Origin of the sequence: Marinobacter sp. BW6 (genome assembly GCF_008107725.1) — a bacterium.
Lineage (GTDB): Bacteria > Pseudomonadota > Gammaproteobacteria > Pseudomonadales > Oleiphilaceae > Marinobacter.
Window position 1 is genome coordinate 161720 of record NZ_VIRN01000037.1, and the last position, 22839, is coordinate 184558.

The 22839-nt window shown below is 56.6% G+C and carries 21 protein-coding genes; 12 read left to right on the forward strand and 9 right to left on the reverse strand.

The annotated features are described in order from the left end of the window. The first annotated feature begins 28 nt into the window (after positions 1 to 28). The 3 genes from FMN52_RS02330 to FMN52_RS02340 all read left to right on the forward strand — a co-directional run bounded on the left by FMN52_RS02330 (position 29) and on the right by FMN52_RS02340 (position 2744). Positions 29 to 265, forward strand: coding sequence for a DUF2970 domain-containing protein (locus FMN52_RS02330; RefSeq protein WP_148607111.1), 237 nt, complete (start codon positions 29 to 31; stop codon positions 263 to 265). Between the two features lie 327 nt (positions 266 to 592). Further along, complete coding sequence (locus FMN52_RS02335; RefSeq protein WP_148607112.1) at positions 593 to 2245, forward strand: nitrite/sulfite reductase; 1653 nt, start codon at positions 593 to 595, stop codon at positions 2243 to 2245. Further along, positions 2238 to 2744, forward strand: coding sequence for a DUF934 domain-containing protein (locus FMN52_RS02340; protein WP_148607113.1), 507 nt, complete (start codon positions 2238 to 2240; stop codon positions 2742 to 2744). The genes FMN52_RS02335 and FMN52_RS02340 overlap by 8 nt, the downstream gene beginning before the upstream one ends. A gap of 52 nt (positions 2745 to 2796) precedes the next feature. Here FMN52_RS02340 and FMN52_RS02345 read toward each other — a convergent pair whose 3' ends face one another. Continuing rightward, positions 2797 to 3795: a YhdH/YhfP family quinone oxidoreductase gene (locus FMN52_RS02345; protein WP_148607114.1), complete on the reverse strand. Its 999-nt coding sequence runs from the start codon at positions 3793 to 3795 to the stop codon at positions 2797 to 2799. Positions 3796 to 3818: 23 nt separating this feature from the next. Then, the gene (sohB, locus tag FMN52_RS02350) at positions 3819 to 4880 is read right to left on the reverse strand and encodes a protease SohB (protein WP_148607115.1); all 1062 of its coding nucleotides are present in this window, start codon (positions 4878 to 4880) and stop codon (positions 3819 to 3821) included. Positions 4881 to 5111: 231 nt separating this feature from the next. Between sohB and FMN52_RS02355 the strand changes: the two genes are divergently transcribed. Beyond that, positions 5112 to 5426 (forward strand): SCP2 sterol-binding domain-containing protein, encoded by a 315-nt coding sequence (locus tag FMN52_RS02355; protein ID WP_088557218.1) that lies wholly within the window; start codon positions 5112 to 5114, stop codon positions 5424 to 5426. Positions 5427 to 5491: 65 nt separating this feature from the next. On the opposite strand, the gene FMN52_RS02360 is transcribed toward FMN52_RS02355, so the two are convergent. The 5 genes from FMN52_RS02360 to FMN52_RS02380 form a co-directional block, all read right to left on the reverse strand. After that, positions 5492 to 6139 (reverse strand): multidrug transporter, encoded by a 648-nt coding sequence (locus tag FMN52_RS02360; protein WP_148607116.1) that lies wholly within the window; start codon positions 6137 to 6139, stop codon positions 5492 to 5494. Positions 6140 to 6143: 4 nt separating this feature from the next. Further along, a complete protein-coding gene (locus FMN52_RS02365) occupies positions 6144 to 7850 on the reverse strand; it encodes a chemotaxis protein (RefSeq protein WP_148607117.1) in 1707 nt (568 codons plus the stop codon). 218 nt (positions 7851 to 8068) lie between these two features. Then, positions 8069 to 8779, reverse strand: a complete 711-nt coding sequence (gene dnaQ / locus FMN52_RS02370; protein ID WP_148607118.1) for a DNA polymerase III subunit epsilon — start codon at positions 8777 to 8779, stop codon at positions 8069 to 8071. A 23-nt stretch (positions 8780 to 8802) separates the two neighbouring features. After that, the gene (rnhA, locus tag FMN52_RS02375; protein WP_148607119.1) at positions 8803 to 9246 is read right to left on the reverse strand and encodes a ribonuclease HI; all 444 of its coding nucleotides are present in this window, start codon (positions 9244 to 9246) and stop codon (positions 8803 to 8805) included. 28 nt (positions 9247 to 9274) lie between these two features. Then, positions 9275 to 10069: a class I SAM-dependent methyltransferase gene (locus tag FMN52_RS02380; RefSeq protein ID WP_148607120.1), complete on the reverse strand. Its 795-nt coding sequence runs from the start codon at positions 10067 to 10069 to the stop codon at positions 9275 to 9277. Between the two features lie 96 nt (positions 10070 to 10165). Here FMN52_RS02380 and gloB point away from each other — a divergent pair, with 96 nt between their 5' ends. The 7 genes from gloB (at position 10166) to FMN52_RS02415 (ending at position 19248) form a co-directional block, all read left to right on the forward strand. After that, positions 10166 to 10960, forward strand: a complete 795-nt coding sequence (gene gloB, locus FMN52_RS02385; protein WP_148607121.1) for a hydroxyacylglutathione hydrolase — start codon at positions 10166 to 10168, stop codon at positions 10958 to 10960. A 168-nt stretch (positions 10961 to 11128) separates the two neighbouring features. Next, positions 11129 to 12829 (forward strand): LysM peptidoglycan-binding domain-containing protein, encoded by a 1701-nt coding sequence (locus tag FMN52_RS02390; protein ID WP_148607122.1) that lies wholly within the window; start codon positions 11129 to 11131, stop codon positions 12827 to 12829. Positions 12830 to 12841: 12 nt separating this feature from the next. Then, the gene (locus FMN52_RS02395) at positions 12842 to 14665 is read left to right on the forward strand and encodes an extracellular solute-binding protein (RefSeq protein ID WP_148607123.1); all 1824 of its coding nucleotides are present in this window, start codon (positions 12842 to 12844) and stop codon (positions 14663 to 14665) included. 15 nt (positions 14666 to 14680) lie between these two features. Further along, entirely contained in the window at positions 14681 to 15766 is a 1086-nt protein-coding gene (locus FMN52_RS02400) for a microcin C ABC transporter permease YejB (RefSeq protein ID WP_148607124.1), read from the forward strand. Next, positions 15763 to 16791 carry an ABC transporter permease gene (locus FMN52_RS02405; RefSeq protein WP_148607125.1) on the forward strand — a complete coding sequence of 343 codons (1029 nt, stop codon included), beginning with the start codon at positions 15763 to 15765 and terminating at the stop codon, positions 16789 to 16791. Before FMN52_RS02400 ends, FMN52_RS02405 begins: the two co-directional genes overlap by 4 nt. 1 nt (position 16792) lies before the next feature. Further along, complete coding sequence (locus tag FMN52_RS02410; protein ID WP_148607126.1) at positions 16793 to 18397, forward strand: ABC transporter ATP-binding protein; 1605 nt, start codon at positions 16793 to 16795, stop codon at positions 18395 to 18397. A gap of 65 nt (positions 18398 to 18462) precedes the next feature. Beyond that, positions 18463 to 19248 (forward strand): enoyl-ACP reductase, encoded by a 786-nt coding sequence (locus FMN52_RS02415; protein ID WP_148607127.1) that lies wholly within the window; start codon positions 18463 to 18465, stop codon positions 19246 to 19248. A 72-nt stretch (positions 19249 to 19320) separates the two neighbouring features. On the opposite strand, the gene FMN52_RS02420 is transcribed toward FMN52_RS02415, so the two are convergent. Then, a complete protein-coding gene (locus tag FMN52_RS02420; RefSeq protein ID WP_148607128.1) occupies positions 19321 to 19725 on the reverse strand; it encodes a PilZ domain-containing protein in 405 nt (134 codons plus the stop codon). A 25-nt stretch (positions 19726 to 19750) separates the two neighbouring features. Next, positions 19751 to 21544 (reverse strand): DUF1631 family protein, encoded by a 1794-nt coding sequence (locus FMN52_RS02425; RefSeq protein WP_240339371.1) that lies wholly within the window; start codon positions 21542 to 21544, stop codon positions 19751 to 19753. A gap of 205 nt (positions 21545 to 21749) precedes the next feature. On the opposite strand from FMN52_RS02425, the gene FMN52_RS02430 reads away from it, so the two are divergent. Continuing rightward, positions 21750 to 22826 (forward strand): 3-deoxy-7-phosphoheptulonate synthase, encoded by a 1077-nt coding sequence (locus FMN52_RS02430; RefSeq protein WP_148607130.1) that lies wholly within the window; start codon positions 21750 to 21752, stop codon positions 22824 to 22826. The last annotated feature ends 13 nt before the right edge of the window (positions 22827 to 22839 follow it).

Genomic DNA, 22839 nt, shown 5'->3' on the forward strand with positions numbered 1-22839 from the left:
GGAAACGGCAAATATCAGGAGCAGATGTATGACCGAGTCTTCAGAGCCAGAAAAGAAAGAACAACATAAGCCCCAGGGGCCGGGCGTTCTGAAGGTGATGCAAAGCATTGTGGCCGGCGCTTTCGGGGTTCAGTCCGACAAGCGCCGGGAAGAGGATTTCTCAAGCCACAGCCCCTGGCCGTACATCATTGCTGGCATTCTGTTCACGGCCAGCTTTGTGGTCGGCCTGATTGTTATCGTGAAGCTGGTCCTGGCCAGTCAATAGAATTACTGGCCAGCAACCCAGACCACCGCGAAGGCCACAGCAAGAACTACCAGGAGAACGGCCGCAACGGCGTCGGCCTGACTATCAGAGCGTACGGTTTTTTTCATGTCTGTTCCTCTTTCCGAGTTGGGTCTCGTATTTTTATTGTTCCTTAAGTTAAGCAGCTAATTGATATTCGTCCAGTCCATTGTTCCTCCTGCTTATCGCCTGAATCGATAAACATATTTTGAAATAATCATTTTAAGAATAAAAACCCGCTGTTATCCTTCTTGCCAGATATAAGGCCGCCGGCCTGGATATGTCGCTTTCAAGCAGGATCTTCCCACTATGTACGTATACGATGAACACGATCGGCAAATGGCTGCCGAGAGGGTTGCCCAGTTCCGTGACCAGACCGAAAGGGCCCTGGCCGGAGAATTGGCTGAAGACGAATTTCTTCCCCTTCGCCTGCAGAACGGCCTGTACGTTCAGCGGCTTGCCCCAATGCTCAGAATCTGTGTTCCTTACGGCATGATGCGCTCAGACCAGCTACGTCGGCTGGCCCGTATCACCCGCGACTACGACAAAGGCTACGCGCACTTCACCACCCGCCAGAATGTTCAGCTCAACTGGCCGGCGCTGGAAGACGTTCCCGACATTCTTGCGGAACTGGCGGAGGTGGAAATGCATGCCAACCAGACCAGCGGCAACTGCATTCGTAATACCACTACCGACCAGTTCTCTGGGGCTCAGTCTGATGAGATCGCTGATCCACGCCCCTACTGTGAGGTTATTAGGCAGTGGTCTACATTCCACCCGGAATTCGCCTTCCTGCCACGCAAATTCAAGGTTGCCGTGAATGCCTCCGAGCATACGGATCGCGCAGCCATCCAGGTGCACGACATCGGTCTGCAAATGGTACGCAATGACGCTGGAGAACTCGGCTTCCGTGTTCATGTTGGCGGTGGCCTCGGCCGTACGCCCATGGTCGGACCGGTTATCCGTGATTTCCTTCCGGAGCTGGACCTGCTGACCTACCTGGAAGCTGTGCTCCGCGTCTATAACCGCTATGGTCGGCGCGACAACAAGTTCAAGGCCCGAATCAAGATTCTGGTGAAGGCGCTCACCCCTGAGGGATTTGCCGAGAAGGTTGAAGCCGAGTGGCAGCACCTCAAGGACTCCCCCTCCCGGCTGACACCCGAGGCGGTTCAACGTATTCAGGCGTACTTTACCGAGCCGGATTACGCCGCGGTGGACAATGCCACGGATCTGCTGGCAAGCCAGCGGTTCGAGAATCGCGGCTTTGACCAGTGGCTTACCCACAATGTGGACACCCACAAAAAGCCCGGCTATGCCATCGTCACTCTGACCATGAAAAAGACGGGTACTCCTCCAGGTGATGTCAGCGACAAACAACTGGAACAGATTGCTGATCTGGCAGACGAGTTCAGCTTTGGCGAAGTCCGGGTAACCCACCAGCAGAATGTCGTGCTGGCCGATGTACGCCAGGATCGCCTGCTTGAGCTGTGGCAGGCGATTACACCCATGGGCTTTGGCACCGCGAACCTGAATACGCTGACGGACGTAATCTGCTGCCCCGGTGGCGATTACTGCGCGCTGGCCAATGCCAAGTCCATTCCGGTGGCCGAGGCCATCCAGCGGCAGTTCGATGATCTGGACTATCTGTACGACCTTGGCAACATTGATCTGAATATCTCAGGCTGCATGAATGCCTGCGGTCACCACCATGTCGGCAATATTGGTGTTCTCGGTGTCGACAAGAAGGGCCAAGAGTTCTACCAGATCAGCCTTGGCGGTTCGTCCCATCATGACGCCTCGATTGGCAAGATCCTGGGACCGTCGTTTGCCCGGGATGAAATGCCTCAGGTGATTTCCAAAATCATCGATGTCTACGTTGATAAGCGCACGGAAGAAGAGACCTTCCTGGATACTTACCGGCGTGTAGGAATTGATCCTTTCAAGGAGCGGGTATATGCCTAACGTTATTTCCCCAGATGGCAGCATCCGTCAGGACAACTGGGTTGTGGTCCCCCGCCCGGCCGAAGGCGAGTCGCTGGACATTCCGGCGGACCAGCCGGCATTGATCCCGGCGGATCTGTGGCTGGCCGGTTACGAGCACTTCACCGGAAGGCAGGATGTGGGCGTGTGGTTCGACAGCCACGATGAACCGGAGATTCTGGACGGCCGCGTCAATGAGCTGCCAGTAATTGCGGTTAATTTCCCGAAGTTCAGTGATGGCCGTGGTTACAGTATCGGCCGTTTGCTTCGTGAGCGCTTCGGCTACGTGAATGAACTACGCGCCATCGGCGATGTGTTGCTGGATCAGTTGCAGTTCATGAAGCGCTGCGGTTTTGATGCCTATGTGCTGAGGGCCGACAAGGACGTCAGCAAGGCGCAGAAGTGCCTGAACTTTTTCAGTCAGGGCTACCAGGCCGCGACCGACACCGACATTCCTCTGTTCCGGCGCCGGGCCTCTTAAATCTGGCTTCAAAACAAGAAGAGAGGGGCATCACCCCTCTCTTCTCCTTCCATTATTTGGCGTGGTCCAGAACAATTTTGCCGGCCGATTCGCCTTTCAAGAACGCCTGCAGCGCCCCATCGAGCTCACCACGACCGATATCTCGAGCGGAAGCCTCGGTCTTCGGGCACGCCCACTCCCCTGCGAACTTCTCCCACACGGCCTCTTTCTCTGCCAGTGGAATTTCAACCGAATCCACACCCAGCAGATTCACGCCTCGCAGGATAAACGGCAGCACGGTGGTCTGCAGGCCCGGACCGGCTACGAGACCACAGCAGGATACGGAGCCACCAGGCTGAATCTGCTTGAGCAGCTCGGCCAGCGGGCCACCACCCACAGTATCCACGGCGTTGGCGAACGCTGGTTTAACCAGAGGTTTCTTCTCTTCCGCAAGGGTCTCACGGCCCACAACTTCTTTAGCGCCCAGAGCCTTGAGATCGTCCGCGTGGTCGGCCTTGCCGCTGATGGCGACGACGTCGAACCCGAGTTTGGCAAGCAGCTCAACCGCAACAGTCCCAACCGCACCGGAGGCTCCGGAAACGGCGACTTTGCCCTGCTCCGGTTTGGCGCCCATGGTCAGGAGTTTCTGGACACAGAGGCCAGCAGTGAGGCCGGCTGTGCCATAGATCATTGCGGTACGCGCATTCCAGCCGGAGGGCATGGGTACGCACCAGGCGGCAGGCACGCGGATGTATTCGCCGAAGCCGCCGTCGGAATTCATACCCAAGTCATAGCCCGTCACGATAACGGGGCTGCCGTTCGACGGCGTGCCAGTTGCAGATTCAACGACCTCACCAGCGGCGTCGATGCCTGGTGTATGGGGGAAAGACCGGGTGACGCCCTTGTTGCCGGAAGCTGACAGTGCATCCTTATAGTTAAGAGAGGAGTGGCTGACCCGGATCAGGACCTCGCCATCGGGCAGGTCCCCGGTACTCAGGGTTTTCTCGGCGCCAACATACTCACCGTTCTGCTCTTCAACTCGCCAGGCTTTGAATTCGGTATTGGTTGTCATCATTGTTCCCCGTTTTCAGTGGGTTACTGGAACTTCTGGTTGCGGAAGGCTCCCAAAACTTTCCAGACCGTGTGTTCAAGCGCCGCACTGGTTGCCAATCCGAGCTTTTCCGGAAGGGTCCGTTTGCGCTGATATGCCACTGAGACTACGTCTGCGCGGTCGCAGGCTTCAATGAGATATTCGTCGGAGGTCTTGATCTCATCAATCAGTTTCACCTCCAGTGCCCGCTTGCCAAACCAGATATCGCCATTGGCAACTGCCGCGATGTCCAGATCCGGGCGTCGTTCGCTTACATACTCCTTAAAGAGACCGTGAGTGTCTTCAAGGTCTTCAAGAAATTTCTGACGCCCTTTGTCGGTGTTCTCACCGAAGATGGTCATAGTGCGTTTGTGCTCGCCGGCCGTCAGCACTTCGAAGTCGACATCGTTTTTCTTCAGAAAACGATGAAAATTAGGAAGCTGAGCAACGACGCCAATAGAACCCAGAATGGCAAACGGCGATGCAACAATCCGGTCAGCAACACAGGCCATCATGTAACCACCGCTGGCCGCGACCTTGTCAACACAAGCAGTGAGGCGTACACCTTTGCTACGAATTCGATCTAGCTGGGCGGCTGCAAGGCCATAGGAGTGGACCAGTCCTCCGCCGCTTTCCAGGCGGATAACAACTTCGTCTTTCTCCGGATCAGCGATGCTCAATACGGCGGTAATGGCACGCCGAAGCGGATCTGTGTCGCTGGCCTTGATATCGCCGTCGAAATCCAGGACGTAAACACGACCACGGCCGTCTTCCTGCTCGCTGGTATCTTTCCTGGCCTTAGCCGCCTTTTTCTCCGCCTTCTGTTCTTTCTTCCGGGCCTTCTGAAACGCCTTGCGTTGCTGATCAGACATCAGCCGAGACTGAATCGATTCACGCAGTTTCTCGTATTTCTCGTTGAGTTTTTTGATCTTCAGCTCTCCCTCGCCCTCATGATCGCCCCGATCCTTCTGGGCGGCAGACATGATGACAGAGATCACCACCAGGGCCGCCACCACGAAAGTAACGATCTTGGCTAAAAACAAACCGTATTCTGTCAGGAACTCCAAAGTGCTTCTCCAACTGGATGTATAAAGGCAAAAGTGTAACTTACCGAATTTAGGGTGATAAGGAGAGGAAAAAAATTAAAACAAGCGTTCGATCAACCTTGACAGAAACGACCACTCACCATAAAGTCGGATTGCGAGGTCGGCTCTACCCGGGCACCCGATCAGGCTCGTGCAGCCAGGGACATCAAGCCGTCGTGATCATGACTAGACAACCACCAAAAGGGTAAAACAATGTCTGTAGCTCAGGTATTTGAACAACTCGAACAGAATTTCAACGCAGACGCAGCTCAAGGCCTGGACCTGGTATTCCAGTTCGACATCGAAGACGACAAGACCTATCACCTTGTCATCAATGACGGCACCTGCAAGAAGCACGAAGGCGCGCATGACGATCCTTCTGTTACCCTGATCATGAACTCCGAAACCCTGCAGGGCATCGTCTCCGGCGAGACGGACGGCATGCAGGCATTCATGGCAGGTCAGCTGCGCGCCGAAGGCGACATGATGCTGGCAACCAAGCTGGGCGAACTGTTCAAGATGGGCTGACTGCCCCCCGCCAAGCGTGATAAAAAACCTGCGTTTCGACGCAGGTTTTTTTATGCCGCACGATTCTACTGATTCCAGAACTCGACAGCCGCCCTCGCCTGTTCATTAACCGGAACGGCCGCCAGACCCGAGGAAGAGAGCTTTATATCGAAAACAGCCCCATCCCGCATGGGCATAAAGGTCATGTTCCCGTCCACGGCCTCCAAAAACGGCAGGTTGAACTCCTGATCGAACTGCCAGAGATCGGGCCAGATGCCTTCGGAAAGCCCAATGGTCGTTCTCGGCGCGGACCGCTCCTGCTCCAGGGAAGTGTAACGTCCGCTCAATTGTTCCAGCCGGTATCCGGGCAAAATATCAAGCCATCGAAATGGCCCGGAAAACCGAAGAATCCTGGCGTCGAGCTGCCACTGATCGCCTTGCAGTGTCCTTACTGTGGACACGCCCGCTTGGCTCTCGAGAGTAACCTGCCAGATCTGCTCAGCCTGTCGCTGCGTGGAGATGGTTGCAACGGTCTTCATGCCAACCAGCGATTGGTAGCTGGTGAGATTGACCGCGATAACGAGGACGTACAGGCCGGCCAGAATAACGCCAAACACCAACGTTCCTTTCAGCCAGGTAAGCAACCACCCGGGATGCCTGAAAAACAGCAGGCCCGCGATAACCATTACGACGCCTGCAGCGGCCAGTACAATGGTAGCGAGCGTATGGGACATGAAACTACAAACCTACATCGTCCAGCGACGATTCAGCCAATTTCAAAAGGTCTACGTTACGGTCTTCACTCTTGCCGATACTCTCGATGTAGTATTCCAGCGAGGTGAGCGCGTCGGCGAGTGCTTCAAGTACCTGGACTGCAGGCGCCTCCTTGGCATCCAGCAAACGCTCCTGGATGGAGGCTGCCACGCGTTCAAGAACTCCTGCCGCCGCCGGGTCGTTGACCATTTGCAGGCCACCCCAGATGCTGTGCAGGGTTGCTGGCAGGTTCGCCAGGTGAAGTTTGTCGTAGTCGGACTCTATGAAGGCGGTAATCGCACGTTTTGCCAGGGTGAGCGCACCACGGGCTTCATCAGCAACGACATAGAGCGCCTCGCGGAGATACACAGACTCCTCCCGCTTCCGCTCACCGCCAGCCAGGGCGTCGGTTTCCGACGTGATGCCTCGGGTCACAATCTGCATCACGGCATCTTCAATGCCGAGCACGGAATCAGCCAGACGATATAGCTCCTCATCACCGGGCAGCCGAGACTCTTCTTCCCATCCTCGCAGTTTACTCGCCTCTTCGCGCGAAATACCCGCCAGCTTGTTCAGGTCCAGCATGACAAGCGTATTGGCCAGACGCTCCAGGGCATCAGCGATGGAAGACAGCTCGGCTAAATCCGGCTCGATACCGCGTTCAATAATGTCCAGCTTGTCTTTCAACTGGTTCAGCTCATCCTGCAGGGCTTCTGACAGGGATTTGAGAACATCGCTGCCTGGGCCATATAGCCTGCGCGCATGAGCCTCAAGCATGGAATCCGGGAAAACGGCCGGAGCGAGATGATAAGCGGATAGCACCCGGGTCACTTCAGGGTTGGCGGAACCACTGCGGTACAGCAAGTAGACAAGATCCCGGATCAGCGAATCCGGCGCGTCTTTGCCGGTGGCCACCTTGCCCACGTAAACCACTTCCCGCGCGTATTTCTCAATCCGCATGAACATGCGCTTGCGGGCCTTGGTAAAGGCCATGGCACGATCAAGCATGGTGTCCGCAACAATGCCAACGAGACACCACATCTGCCCCATAGGCGCCCCCTGGCACAGACGTGAAAACCCCCGAGCGGCACGCCCAATCAACTTCTTGTTCACCACATCGTTGCGATCGCGCAGCATGCCAAGGAGCGCAACCTGAAAGGTCAGACGCATGCGGCGAGCCATGATTTCGTAATCAGCTTCGTTGCCTTCAAAGGCCTGCAAAGTCAGCCCGGCACAGAAATCGGGGCGTTCCTTGACATCGACATCGAAAAAACAGGATTCGGGATAGGGTTTCTCCCGCCGGGCCTCTCTAAGATCATTGATAACAGGAAGCAGAAGCTCGGGATGGTCTTCCCGTTGCTGGTGGTAATACTCTACATACCTGCGGAGGATAAACAGCGCACTGTTGAGCGTGGTTAAGAGGATGTTCTTGTCGTCATTGGCGCCAACGGGTACGTCGTTGGCCATGGTGACCGCCTCCTGGCACAGCAGGGTACCGCCCCGAAGCTCCACCAGGATGAAAATGCCCCGCAACTGGTTGATGAAATCAACACAGTTCTGGAGATCCTCTCCCCTTTCGCGGTTTTCCTGAAAGCGTTCAAGGCTGGATTCTGCCTGCTTGATCGTCTGTTCTATTTCACTTTTGACCAGATCAAACGACTGCGATTTCGTCGCGAGAGACGACTGAACCATAAACGCTTCCCGTTAATGTTGCGGAGACTACCGCATCCTCTTTGGTGGTCACTGGTCTGGCAATAGCGGACCAGGCCTTTTTGTTCTGAGCCGGTTAACCCCTTTTCCGGCCAAAGCAAGTTCGCAAAAAACTGGCGAACTAATCATTACTTATAACATAAAACTCAAGTACCTCAAGAAAGGCCGAATGTAACATTTGGTACAGGCCGACCCAGTTCTCATTTCACTGTCTGGAGTTTTCCCCACACGGTTTCGCCTGCCTGTTTTTCCAAAAGGGACATGAACTCATCGTGGGCGTCTTTCTCTGCGCTGGAAGCGCGGACCACCGAGAGCGGTGCCCTGTCAGCGGGAAGCCTCCTGATTCCGCCATTGCCGCCACCATTCTCGGATCCGGCATCCAGTGACAGCGCGGTCTGGCCACCGGTTAGCAGCAGATATACGTCGGCCAGGATTTCCGCATCGAGTAAAGCGCCGTGGAGGTCGCGGTTGCTGTTATCGACACCGTAGCGTTTACAGAGCGCGTCCAGGTTGTTCTTCTGGCCTGGGTGGCGGGCCCTTGCAATTGCGAGGGAGTCGACAACCCCGCAGTGGTCCGCGGTTTTCCGTATCGGTTTCAGACGGGCAAATTCCGAGTCCATAAAGCCGACGTCGAACGCGGCATTATGGATAACCAGCTCGGCTCCCTTGATGAACTCGAAGAACTCGTCGGCGATCTCGGCAAAACGGGGTTTGTCAGCCAGGAATTCATTGGTGATCCCGTGAATGGTGATCGCCTCGGCCTCGACCTCACGGTCCGGATTAATGTACACGTGATAGTTGCGCCCGGTGAGTTGGCGCTCCATCAGCTCAACACAGCCTATCTCGATGATCCGATGACCTTCGGCGGGGTCAATGCCCGTGGTTTCTGTATCCAGTACGATCTGTCTCATTACCTGTACCTGATTATCTGCATTTATGCGTTGGAAAGCTCTTCGACACCGCGGTTGGCGAGTTCATCGGCCAACTCATTGTCGGGAACGCCGGAATGCCCCTTTACCCAATGCCAATTGATCTTGTGCCGGGCCACTTCCGAATCGAGCTCGCGCCAGAGATCTTCGTTCTTGACTGGCTTTTTCGCGGAGGTTTTCCAGCCATTGCGTTTCCAGCCCGCCATCCATTCAATAATGCCTTTACGCACGTATTGCGAATCCGTAAACAGCTCCACCTCGCAGGGCCGTTTCAGGGCCTCGAGGCCCCGGATGGCCGCCATGAGCTCCATGCGGTTGTTGGTGGTCTTTGCCTCGCCGCCGTGCAGGGTTTTGCGGTTGTCGCCATAGCGCAAAACCACGCCCCAGCCTCCCGGACCGGGGTTGCCCTTACAGGCGCCATCAGTATAAAGGGTTACCTTACCGGCCATTCAGTCTCCTGGTTCGGTTATCAATGATTCATTTAAGCTTGTTTCCTGGCAAGCCACTCCGGGTGCAGCCCCGAGAGGCGCCAACAGTGCCAGTCCCAGGCAGGGCAATGACCTTGCTTTGTCGCCAGACCGGTCGTCTTGGCAGCCGGGCATGCACGCGTTTTTTGGCAAGGATACAGTAATAGGCCCCTACTGGAAGGAGTCGGTTTCCGGACAGGCGGTTGTCAATCCGGCTCACGGGTTTGCGTCCTGCGCGCTGCAGTGGCGTTCTGAAAAACCGGGTAATGGACGACTCGACATTAAAACCCAACAGGTGAAGCCAGTCTTCCATTCGCCCCCGCAACAAGAAACGGCCGCCCCAGGGGCCTTCGCTACTCCTGGAGATCAGTTTTCGCGCTCCCCAGAGGCTGAGCGGGTTAAAGCCAAACAACGCCATGGTGCCCTCGCCCCGGAGCACCCGCGCAGCCTCCCGGATCACCTGGTGCGGATAGGGCGAGAAGTCGGCGGTATGGTGCAGCACGACGAGATCCATGGAATCACCGGGAAATGCCAGTTCGTCCGCATCGCAAATAGCGACACCGTCAGGTATCTGGGGATACCATCGCGGCGCTGTCATGATCTTCTGGGAAAAATCCGTGCCGGTGGCAAGTGGCAGCCGATGACTGATGCCCACCTGTAACTGCCTGGCACCTGTCAGGCGCTGGAGCTCGGCATCCACAAAGCGTCTCTGGTCCGCCAGGAGTGCCCGGCCCAGCGGGGTCTGGAACCAGCGCTCAAAGCTTTCATGTCGGGTGGAATAATCAACTGCGTCGGATTCGCTCACCAATGCGCCACTCCCGGAGGCCCTAACCTGTGGTTGGGGCCATGTATTTAATGCTCTATCATATCAGTCACATTCGACAAGCACATGTGGGGCCCTATGCTGACCATTTCTGCCATACCCGCCTTCAGTGACAACTATATCTGGTGCCTTTCCGACACCGCCAGCGATAAAGCGCTGATCGTGGATCCGGGCCAGGCCCAGCCGGTTCTGGACCACCTGGCCGAGAACAGCCTGACTCTCGATACCATCCTGGTGACCCATCACCACCCGGATCATGTTGGTGGCGTCAAAGAGCTTGTTTCCCGTTTTCCCGAATGCCGTGTGACCGGGCCCGCTGATTCACCCTATAAAGGTAGCACCAACCTTGTGCACCCCGGCGACGAGGTCATCTGGGAAGACATTACCTTCCAGGTTCTTGGCGTACCCGGTCACACCCTGGACCACATTGCCTACTTCACCGATGTCGAAGTTCAGGGCCGCCCGGTTCTGTTCTGCGGCGACACCCTGTTTGTTTGTGGTTGCGGCCGCCTGTTCGAAGGTTCTCCTGAGCAGATGCGCCAATCTCTCCAGACGCTGAGGGCGCTGCCAGGCAAAACCGCCGTTTATTGCGCCCACGAATACACCCTCGCGAATCTCCGTTTCGCCCGCAGCTGGCTGCCTGAGGATGAGGGGCTAAAGGAATTCGAGCACCAGTGTCAGGCCGCCCGCAATGAAGGAAAGCCAACCGTGCCTTCCGTACTTGAAAACGAGAAGCGACTGAATCCGTTCCTGCGCTGGGATGACCCCACGGTGGTGGATTCCGCCCGTGCCTATTGCGCCAGCCACGGGTTGCCAGCGGATTCGGATAACGCCATCTTTGCAGCTATCCGCCACGGCAAGGATAACTTCTGACGCCCGGCAATACGCACTTAACAAATCCTCTCAGAGCCGTAACGAGAGGTTTCTTGACCCTTTTGAAAGCGGTCCCATAGAATCATTTCAACTTTGTGACCGTAAATTGTTCAATGTGCCGGGTTTTCAGACTCTGAGTCCGGCCTCAACCAGTAACCGGATGCCCTTATGTCGGTCAGACGATTGTCGTTGTTGTTTTTCGCCGGAGCCCTCGCGAGCGGCTGTAGTAGCCTGATCAGCCAGGGCGACGAAAGCCCGCTGAACACTCAGGAAGTCACCGTTGCCGCCGGCGATGAAGGCCTGAAGAAAGCGGTTGAGACCGGAGAGAACGGCGATGCTGCCCGCAACGAGCCACTGGACGAGGCCATTGCACCGGAATTGAAAGATGCCGCGAGGGATGCCCGTGAAAAGCTCGACAATCCGGTTCAGACCCCCCCTGAGCCGGAAGTGGTTGAGCAAGATCTGTGGGCTCGACTGCGTTCAGGGTTTGTGCTCGACCATGATATCGACAACGAACGCGTCCGGGACCAGCTAAACTGGTATGCCCGTCACCCGGGCTATATCGACCGGGTGGTGGAGCGTGGTAGCCGCTACCTTCATTACATTGTTAACGAGACCGAAAAGCGCGGCCTGCCGGCTGAATACGCCCTGCTACCGATTGTTGAAAGCGCGTTTGATCCCTTCGCCTATTCTCATGGCCGGGCTGCAGGCCTCTGGCAGTTTATCCCTTCCACCGGAAAGTACTTCGGCCTGACCCAAAGCTGGTGGCACGATGATCGTCGGGACGTCATCGCCGCCACCGACGCGGCTTTGACTTATCTTGATCGCCTGGCCAACCGATTTGACGGCGACCATACCCTGGCTCTGGCAGCCTACAACAGTGGTGGGGGCACCGTTTCCAGCGCGATGCGCCGCAACCGTAACAGCAACAAGCCGACAGACTTCTGGTCGCTTCATCTGCCCCGGGAAACCCGCCATTACGTCCCCAAACTGATCGCGCTGGCGAAAATATTCGACGATCCCGAGGCCTATGGCATCAAACTGCCATCACTGAAAGACGAACCCTACTTCGAGGTGGTTGATACCGGCTCCCAGCTGGATCTTGCTCAGGCGGCAGAGCTGGCCGGTGTGGATGTGGATGAGATCTACCTGCTCAATCCCTCCTACAACCGGTGGGCAACCTCACCGGAAGGTCCTCATCGGTTGCTCGTGCCGATTCAGAACGCCGAGTCCTTCCGCACGGCGCTGGCGCAAATTCCTGCCGATCAACGGGTTTCATGGCACAACTACAAGGTTAAATCCGGCGACAGCCTCAATTCGATTTCTCGGAAATTTGCCACAACACCATCAGTACTCCAGCAGGTGAACAACCTGAACAGCGATCTGATACGGGTTGGCCAACGCCTGATGATTCCTTCCGCCTCCAAGGGCAGTGACGCCTATGCCCTGAGCGCCTCCCAGCGGCTCGAGCGTAAACAGGAGCGTAAACGGGACGGGAACAAGGTTCGCTACACGGTTCGCAAAGGCGATACGTTCTGGGACATTGCGCGCGAGCATCGGGTTTCCGTGCGTCAAGTGGCTGCCTGGAATGGTATGGCACCCGGCGACCCACTGATACCAGGCAAAGAGCTGGTTATCTGGTCCAAAACCAGTCAACCAACGGTGATGGCAGCCAACAGCGGCCGTGGCAAGGCGATGGTTCGAAAAGTCGGCTACCGGGTACGCAAAGGCGACTCGCTGGCCCGGATTGCCAGCCGGTTTTCTGTGAATGTGCGGGACATCGCAAGCTGGAACGATCTGAATACCGCCCGTTATCTGCAACCCGGGCAAAGTCTGGTACTCTACGTTGATATCCGAAACAGTCCCTGACGTGCGAGACTCATGACAAGAACACGGAAAGCCTCATCCCTTACGTCGTTTTTTTCAGCCCTGGCGCTCATCGCCACACCGCTTATCTCTCCGTTTTCCGTCGCCGAGGAGGCAATGCCAGCACATGGCGTTGCCATGCACGGCGAAACCAAATACCCCGCCGGGTTCAGCCACTTCGATTACGTTAATCCAGACGCCCCAAAAGGCGGAACCCTGAAAATGGCCGTTGTCGCCAACGGCTTCGATTCCTTCAATCCTTTTGATATCCGGGGCGTGGCTGCAGCAGGAATCAGCAACTATCTGTATGACACCTTGCTGGAATCCTCCGACGATGAGCCCTTTTCAGCCTACGGCCTGATTGCCGAATCCCTGGAGACTCCTGAAGATCGAAGCTATGTGGTTTTCAATATCCGGGAGCAGGCGCGGTTCCACGACGGTGAAGCCATTACCGCTGAAGACGTAAAGTTCTCCTTCGACACCCTTACTACCCAGGGGCACCCCTTCTTCCGGAACTACTACGCTGACGTCAAATCGGTGACCATAGAGGGCCCTCGGCGGGTACGTTTTGACTTCAAGGAAACCAGCAATCGGGAGCTACCGCTGATCCTTGGCCAAATGCCCATTTTGCCCCAGCACTACTGGGCTGATCGGGAGTTTGGCAAGAATGGCCTCAACCCACCGTTGGGCAATGGCCCTTACCGTATTGGTGACTTCGAAGCCGGTCGATCGATTACCTACGAACGCGTTGAAGACTATTGGGCTAAGGACCTTGGCGTTCGGAACGGACGGTTCAATTTCGACCAGATTACTTACGACTATTACACCGATGACACCGTGGCGCTGGAAGGCTTCAAGGCCGGCAGTTTTGATTTTCGGTTGGAGTCTTCCGCCAAGAACTGGGCCACGGCCTACACCGGGGAACGGTTCGAAAACGGCACGATTATCAAGGAAGCCATCGAGCACCACCGTCCTTCAGGCATGCAGGGTTTTGCCTTCAACACCCGCAGGAAGGTGTTTTCCGACCCGCTGGTTCGTGAAGCGCTGGCCTATGGTTTCGACTTCCAGTGGGCCAACAAGAACCTCTTTTTCGACCAGTACACCCGCACTGACAGCTACTTCGCAAACAGCGACCTGGCTTCCTCTGGTCTTCCGACCGGCCGTGAACTGGACATACTCGAACCTTACCGGGATCAGCTACCCGATGATGTGTTTACCCAGGAGTACCAGCCACCCACCACAGAAGGACAGCAGGGCCTGCGCGAGAACCTGAGAACCGCTATGGAGCTGCTCAAGTCCGCTGGATATGTCATTCGAGATGGCAAGATGGTACACGGCGAAACTGGCGAACCACTGGCGTTCGAGATCCTGCTGTTCCAGAAGAGCTTCGAGCGTGTGGTTCTGCCCTTCAAGAACAACCTCGGCCGTCTCGGTATCGATGTGACCGTACGCCTCGTGGACAGCAACCAGTACATCCAGCGCCTGAGGGAATTCGATTTCGACATGATCACCCAGGTGTTCGGCCAGTCGGATTCGCCGGGCAATGAACAGCGGGAATACTGGCATTCATCCACCGTGGATGCCAAAGGCTCGCGGAACTACATGGGCGTGAGCAATCCGGTGATCGACGAGCTTGTGAACATGGTAATTCAGGCTCCAAACCGTGAGGAACTGGTTTACCGGGTTCGGGCATTGGACCGGGTTCTGCTGCACCACCACTATGTGATTCCACACTGGCATCTGAGAAGCGACCGCGTCGCCTACTGGAACCATCTGCAACGTCCGGCCGAGACGCCCAAGAACGGCATCGACCTGGACAACTGGTGGGCGAAGCCCTGAGGAACACGCCGCTAAATGGGCATCTATATACTCAGGCGTCTGGCGCTGATCATTCCCACGCTGATCGGAATCATGCTGCTCAACTTTGTCATCGTGCAGGCAGCCCCTGGCGGGCCGGTTGAGCAGCTGATTGCGGAGATGGAAGGCCACGGCGGCAGTGCCCTGGCCCGGGCTTCTGGCGGCGGTACCGGCGGCGAGGTAGCGGATTCCTCCGGGGACACGCGCGGTTCCCGCGGTATTCCCGATGAGCTCCTGAAGGAAATCGAAGTCATGTACGGCTTCGACAAACCGCCCCATGAGCGCTTCTTCAAGATGCTGGGCGATTACGCCACCTTCAACTTCGGCGATTCCTTCTTCCGGGAAAAAAGCGTTATCGACCTGATTCTCGACAAAATGCCCGTATCCATCTCGCTGGGCCTCTGGTCGACACTGATCATCTATTTTATTTCCATCCCCCTGGGCATCCGAAAAGCCGTGACCGATGGCTCTCGCTTCGATGTCTGGACCAGCTCCGCCATTGTGGTGGGCTATGCCATACCGGGCTTCCTGTTCGCCATACTGCTGATCGTGCTGTTTGCCGGCGGCAGTTATTTTGACTGGTTCCCGCTTCGCGGTCTGACTTCATCGAATTTCGACGAACTCACCTGGTATCAGCAAATCGGCGACTACTTCTGGCATCTGGCTTTGCCGGTCACCGCCAATGTCATCGGCGGGTTCGCCACTTTGACATTGCTGACCAAGAACTCGTTCCTGGACGAGATCGGTAAACAGTACGTGGTGACCGCTCGCGCCAAGGGGCTGGACCAGAAAGAAGTGCTATATGGCCACGTTTTCCGTAATGCCATGCTGATCGTAATTGCCAGTCTGCCAGGTGTTCTGGTCGCTCTGTTCTTCACCGGCTCACTGCTCATTGAAGTCATCTTTTCCCTGGACGGGCTTGGATTGTTGGGCTTTGAGGCTGCCCTGAACCGCGATTATCCGGTGATCTTCGGCACCCTGTACATATTCACCCTGATGGGACTTATCCTGAAGCTGATCAGCGACATCACCTATGTCCTGGTCGATCCACGGATCGATTTTGAAAGCCGGGAGGGTGCGTGAATTTCCGATCCCTCACCCCGATCCAGCAGAGGCGTCTGCGAAACTTCCGGAAAAACCGCCGGGGTTTCTGGTCATTGTGGATTTTTCTGGCCCTGTTCGGCCTTTCGTTAGCGGCAGAACTGATTGCCAACAATTCCCCACTGGTCGTGTCCTACAAAAGTGACCTGTATTTCCCGGTTGTCCAGTCGGTCCCGGAAGAAACCTTTGGCGGTTTCCTGCCCACCGAAGCGGATTATCGGGACCCTTTTATCGCTGATGAGATCAGGGCCAACGGCTGGATGATCTGGCCACCTATCCGATTCAGCTACAACACCATCAACTACGATCTTGATGTGCCCTCACCAGCGCCACCGAGCGCCGAAAACTGGCTGGGGACCGACGATCAGGGCCGGGATGTTGCCGCGCGGGTGATTTATGGTTTCCGTATATCGGTGCTGTTTGGCCTTACCCTGACCATTGCCAGCTGCATTGTTGGCGTCGTTGTGGGTGCCATCCAGGGTTTCTACGGCGGCAAAATCGACTTGCTCGGCCAACGCTTTATCGAGATCTGGTCCGGGCTGCCAGTGCTGTACCTGCTGATCATTCTTTCCAGTATTGTCCAACCCAACTTCTGGTGGCTGCTGGGCATCATGCTACTGTTCAGTTGGATGGGTCTGGTAGATGTGGTCCGGGCAGAATTCCTGCGAGCTCGTAACTTTGAGTATGTGAAAGCCGCGAGGGCTCTCGGGCTGGATAATCGAAAAATCATGTTTCGGCATATCCTGCCCAATGCCATGGTGGCCACCCTCACCTTTCTGCCGTTCATCCTCACGGGCGCAATTACGGGCCTGACTTCCCTGGATTTCCTCGGCTTTGGTCTCCCTTCCGGGTCACCATCGCTGGGTGAGCTGATTGCCCAGGGCAAGGCCAATTTGCATGCGCCCTGGCTCGGCATTTCCGCCTTTGTATCGCTGTCGCTCATGCTCACACTGCTGGTATTTGTGGGCGAAGCCGTACGCGACGCCTTTGATCCGAGGAAGAGCTGATATGAACCAACTGCTTCAGATCTCCGACCTCTCCATATGTTTCGATCAAGGGCCCGCAGCGGTTGACCTACTCTCACTGTCTGTTCGCGAAGGCGAGACTCTGGCCCTTGTCGGCGAAAGTGGCTCCGGAAAATCCATTTCCGCGCTTTCGATCCTGCGCCTTCTGGATGCCCGCCACGTCACTTACCCCAGCGGACAGATCCGGTACCGCGGTGAAGACCTGCTAGCCGCCACCGAGAAACGAATGCGCCAGATCCGGGGCCGTGAAATCGGCATGATCTTTCAGGAGCCGATGACCTCCCTGAACCCGTTGCACACGGTGGAAAAGCAGATTGGCGAGACCCTGGAACTGCACAAGGGGATGCGGGGCCCGCAAGCCAGGCAACGGTGTTTGGAGCTGCTGGATCTGGTCGGCATACAGAACCCGGAAACCAAGCTGGGCGCTTATCCCCACCAATTGTCGGGCGGACAGAAACAACGAGTGATGATCGCCATGGCCCTGGCCAACGAGCCAGACCTGCTGATCGCGGATGAGCCCACAACGGCGCTGGACGTCACTGTTCAGAAACAGGTTCTGGAGTTGCTCCGCGATCTCCAGAAGAAGCTGGGCATGGCCATCCTGTTGATCACTCATGACCTGACCATTGTGCGTCGCTATGCGGACCGTGTGGCGGTGATGGAGCACGGAAAGCTCGTGGAAGAAGCCGATACCGACACCCTGTTCGCCAGCCCACAACACGCTTACACCAGAAAGCTACTGGATGCCGAACCTCCGGAAGCGCCCCTGGCCCTCGGAAAACGGGCGGAGCCATTGCTCGCGGTTGAACAGCTGAACGTGCGGTTTCCCATCCGCAAGAGTCTTCTGGGCAAGGTGAAAGAATCCTTTCATGCCGTGCAGAGCGCGGACTTCCAACTCAACCGGGGGGAAACACTCGGCATCGTCGGGGAAAGCGGTAGCGGCAAGACCACTATTGGCCATGCTCTACTCAAGCTGACTGCCAGCACCGGCAGCATACGCCTCGCCGGAGAAGAGCTGGCGTTTCTGAATCAGAAGGAATTCAGACCCTGGCGACGGCGAGTCCAGATTGTCTTCCAGGATCCGTTCGGGAGCCTTAGCCCGCGAATGTCCATTGCGGAAATTGTCCGGGAGGGTCTGGAAATCCATGACTCGGATAACGCCGCCGAACATGACCAGAAGGTGATTCGTGCGCTAACCGATGTTGGTCTGGATCCGGAGGCGCGCCACCGATATCCCCACGAATTTTCCGGCGGCCAGCGCCAGCGCATCGCCATCGCGCGGGCCCTGGTTCTGCAGCCCGATCTGATCATACTGGACGAACCCACCTCAGCTCTGGACCGCACCGTTCAGAAACAGGTCATTGAACTGTTGAGGGATATCCAGACCCGTTATGGTCTAAGCTATATCTTTATTAGCCATGATCTTGCCGTTGTTCGCGCCCTGAGCCATAAACTACTGGTGCTTCAGCATGGCCGGATCGTGGAGTACGGTGACGCGGCTGAAATCTTCCATGCACCACGGGCGGACTACACCCGTGAGCTGCTGAATGCTGCGTTCTTTTACCAAAACACAACTACGACTATTTGAGCGTTACCCCTGCCAGAGCACTCAGGGATAATGCACCCAAATCAGGAACACAGGGAGAACGACCCATGGGAATCCTCAGTGGCAAGAAAGCACTGATCGTTGGCGTAGCCAGCAAACTGTCCATCGCTTACGGCATCGCCGAGGCATTCGCCCGCGAAGGCGCCGAACTGGCGTTTACCTACCAGAACGAAAAGCTTCAGCCACGGGTTGAAAAGTTCGCCGAACAGTGGGGTAGCAAGCTGACCTTCCCGTGCGACGTCGCGAGCGATGAAGAAATTGAAAACGTCTTCAAGGAGCTGGGAAAGCACTGGGATAACATCGACATTATTGTCCATGCAGTTGGCTACGCCCCGGGTCACGAACTTGACGGCAATTATGTGGACGTTACCACCCGTGACGGCTTCCGCATTGCCCACGATATCAGCTCCTACAGCTTTGTTGCCCTGGCCAAGGGAGCACGGGGCATGATGCATGAAGGCAGCTCTTTGATTACCCTGAGCTACCTGGGTGCCGAGAAGGTTCTGCAGAACTACAACGTGATGGGCCTGGCCAAGGCTTCCCTGGAAGCCAACGTTCGCTACATGGCTGCCAGCCTGGGCCGTGACGGCATTCGTGTGAACGGTATTTCGGCAGGCCCGATCAAGACTCTTGCCGCTTCTGGCATAAAGAGCTTCCGGAAGATGCTGGCTGAAAACGCCAGGCGAGCACCGCTGCGTCGAAACGTCACCATCGACGAGGTGGGCAATGCAGCCGCATTCCTCGGCTCTAATCTATCCTCCGGTATTACCGGCGAGATCATGTACGTCGACGGCGGCTTCAACATCACCGGCATGGGTGAACTGGAAGAGTAAGTCTTACCCGATTCCGAAAACAAAAGAGCCGGCGCTATGCCGGCTCTTTTCGTTGGATTGCACCGAAAACATTCAATCCTGGGCCATCGCCGAGGCCACAGCCTCCATCCACTCAACGTAGGCGGTTTCATCGGACTCGATGATTCGCGCCCCTACCAGAAAGCTCGACTCGTTGGGTCGGCACCAGACCACTTCAACGATTAGACTGAACGGTTCCGCATGGTTGCCAAGCAAGACGCTCGCCGGCAGCAGGGCCCCCAGGGAAAGAGGCTCGTCAGCGGTCAGGCAAAGACCACTGGCGGAAATATCGCGAATACCGCAGATAAGCTCCCGCTCCTCGGCCCCGGCTTCTTCCGGCAAGCCGGACTCGAGCTCGAGTATCGCCCTGGCCCGGGCCGTAAGGCGGTAATCGGCCCGATTGTCCTGATCAACGGGCGGTTCATTCCGGGTTCCAAAGCTATAGTCGTTATCTGCCATTGTTGTTTTTCCTGCTTCGGCAATATCAGTTGCGGCCTACGCGGATTCGGCCAACGACCCTGCTGAGGGTGTCGTCGAATTCTGCAGAGGTTCCCAGAACCCGGACCCGCCCTTCGACAATCCCCTCAACCAGGGCGTCCTCAAGGAATTCGCGGCGGTTCAGGCCCAAACGGTCCACAAACACCAGCTTTCTGGACGCATTGATGCGCACGGCCAGTTTCAGACGGGCCGGTTCATCAGACGTTTCATCGGGTTCAACGACAATCCAGCCACCAAGCTTGATGGCATCCACCTGTTTCTCGGCCAGCAGCGTTCTTTCCTTCCGGATCCGTTCCTTTTCAGCCTGTTCATCGGCTAGACGTTGCTCTTCATCGGCTTGCCTCTGGCGCTCAAGCTCGGCTTCACGCTCCGCTTCCTCGGCCCTGCGCCGTTCTTCCGCGACTTCTTTTTCCCGCCTCAATTCCTCGGCGCGTAGCCTGGCAGCTTCCGCCGCCTGTTCCCTCTGCCGACGCTGCTTCTCGCAGACACGAGCAAGCAGTTCCACGGTTTCTGCCAACACCGTTCCGAACGGCGTGAGCTGCGGCAATGGCCGGATCTGCTCCTGCTCAAGTGCCCTCTGAAACTCGCCCCAGGTCTGCAGCCCCAGTTTTACACCGGCGCCGTTGGTCCAGAGGATTTCTGCCGATTCCGGCAAGAACGCATAGAAGTAACGGCGCTGCTCTCCGACACCCTCGCCCTCGACAAACCATTGCCCCTCATACGGTTCAAAAGCTTCTGCAGCGGGCACTTCGAAGCTGAGCCAAGTGCTGTCCCAGTGGAAGCTCCCCGCCGCAGGCAGAGCCTTCACAAGATCCGGCGCCTCTCCTCTTAGCCTGGAAACCATAGCGGATTCGATCCCAGACAGGGACTCCGCAGGCAGTGACTCATTAAAAACCCGTTTCCAAACATCAAGGATGCGATCACCGATCTGTTCGCCCACGTGATAGAGCCGGTTACGGTCCTTGTCGGAAAGCGACGGATCACCAATCCAGACCAGCCATTCCAGCAACTTGCTGCCATGTCGCAGATTCTCTCCCTCGAGACCGGAATCCCAGATCGACTGTTTCAGCAGACCCTGCCAGTGATCAAGGATAAAGCGGACAATCGGAAGCGGCAGCTTGCGCCCCTGGAGAGCCCGACCGATCAATGCCCGGGAAGACTGCTCTGCCTTGCGCTGTTTTGCAGCGCCCTGCTCGGTTTCCAGCAGCCGTTGGCGGAGCTTTCCAACCTGGGCATTCCTCTTCCCGGCGTCTTCCTGCCAGCGATGACAAAATTCGTTCACCGGCTCCGTCTTGCCGGATTCAAAACTTGCGGAAACGGCGATAACCAGCGAATCCAGCTGATCCATCAGAACCTTGGCGGAACGGCCTCCGGAATCACTCCAGCCGCGCCACTCCTGAAGGCTGTCCAGCCACTCCAGTAGCGCCTTGCTGAAGGCTTTCTTGCCCTCCAGATTCATGCGCCAGGCCAGGTAGAAACGCAGCCTGGCCACACGGCGCGCCAGGCTTGGGTGGAGGCCGCTGGTTTTCAGGAAAACATCCATGATGCGGTCGGCCACATAGGCCGCATTTACCTGGCGGGCTGACCACTCCAGATGGACAGAGCGGATTACATGGGTGACGCGTTCGTCGCGCTGTTCGGACCAACAGGAGATAAGCAGCGGGCGCCAGTCGCTGACAGCGTCCGCTTCGAGCTTGCCCGCCGGGTATGGGAGGTCTGGGACGCGGATGCCGGACAGAACATCGTCAATCTTGCCTGAAACCGCTGCAACGGAAGGCACATGCTTCGGTCTCTGCCTGTTTTGCGACATCCGTTCCCCGTACTTAAGAAGCGTTGAAAAGGCCCTGTAAATAACGCAGTATAACCAACTCGCCGGGGTTTACCGCAACCGTGCACCGGCGTTATTCGCGTTAATCTGCAACCTTGTTGGCATAATGAATAGTCCATCAGGGCTGCAACGATCAGAATCGGGGAAGCAGAACAACATGTCGGGCAACAAACTAGAGAATCTGAATGTGGCGAGCCAGGAAGCACTGATCACTCCTGAAGCGCTGAAAAAGGAGATGCCACTCTCCGACAAGGCCGCAGAAACCGTCTCAAAGGGCCGCCAGGCCATCTATGACATCATGGATGGCAAAGACCACCGGCTGTTTGTCGTGGTTGGTCCCTGCTCCATTCACGATGTCGAAGCTGCCAGGGATTACGCAGCGCGTCTCAAGAAGCTTGCCGATGAAGTCAGCGATACGTTGCTGATCGTTATGCGCGTCTATTTCGAGAAGCCCCGCACAACAGTCGGATGGAAAGGTCTGATCAACGATCCGCACCTGAACGACACCTTTGATATTGAACAGGGGCTTCACATTGGTCGTCGCCTGCTGCTTGATATCAACGAGCTTGGCCTGCCCGCAGCTACCGAAGCACTGGACCCGATTTCTCCGCAGTATCTTCAGGACACTATTGCCTGGTCTGCCATCGGCGCCCGTACCACTGAATCCCAGACACACCGGGAAATGAGTAGCGGCCTGTCCATGGCGATCGGTTTCAAGAACGGCACCGACGGCAGTCTTGACGTCGCGGTCAACGCCATGAAATCCGTGTCCCATCCCCACAGCTTTTTGGGTATCGACCAGCAAGGCCAGGTCGCGATTATCCGCACCAAGGGTAATAACTATGGACACGTTGTTCTGCGCGGCGGGGGTGGCAAACCCAACTACGATTCTGTGAGTGTTGCACTGTGTGAACAGGCTCTGGAAAAAGCCGGCCTGAGCAAGTCGATGATGATCGACTGCAGCCACGCCAACTCCAGCAAGGATCCGGCCATTCAGCCGCTGGTCATGCAGGATGTTACCCACCAGATCCTGGAAGGTAATACGTCAATCCAGAGCCTGATGGTGGAGAGCAACATTAACTGGGGTAACCAGTCCATCCCTGAGAATCTGGCAGATCTCAAGTACGGTGTATCGGTGACGGACGCCTGTATCGACTGGCCAACCACGGAAAAGGCAATCCGGGATATGCGCGACAAACTCAAGGACGTACTGCCCAAGCGCAAGATCGGCTGATCAAGGGCAGATA